Annotated in this window: 1 protein-coding gene; it reads right to left on the bottom strand. The window is 68.4% G+C overall.

Going from position 1 to position 237, the window contains the following annotated elements; genetic code table 11:
* Window positions 1–237, bottom strand: a 237-nt coding sequence (locus SB822_RS60865) for a glycosyltransferase (RefSeq protein ID WP_410859624.1), incomplete at both ends; no start/stop codon positions are given.

Raw genomic sequence — 237 nt, forward strand, 5'->3', positions numbered from 1 at the left:
GCAAGACGCTGCGGCACGCTGCGGTCGCCCGCGTCGATGCGCGCCGCGTAACGATAGCCGCGCTGCGCGAGCGCGTCGATGCCGGCTTCCAGTGCGCGCTCGATGCCGCCGTTCACCGGCATGCGCAGCACTTCGATGTGCATGTTTGCAAGCTCGGGCGCGACGATGGGCGGCGTGCTGCCGTCATCGACGATCAGAACGTGCACCAGCGGACGTTCATCGAACGACGCGAGCGTC

Source organism: Paraburkholderia sp. SIMBA_054 (genome assembly GCF_046534875.1).
Classification (GTDB): Bacteria; Pseudomonadota; Gammaproteobacteria; order Burkholderiales; family Burkholderiaceae; genus Paraburkholderia; species Paraburkholderia hospita.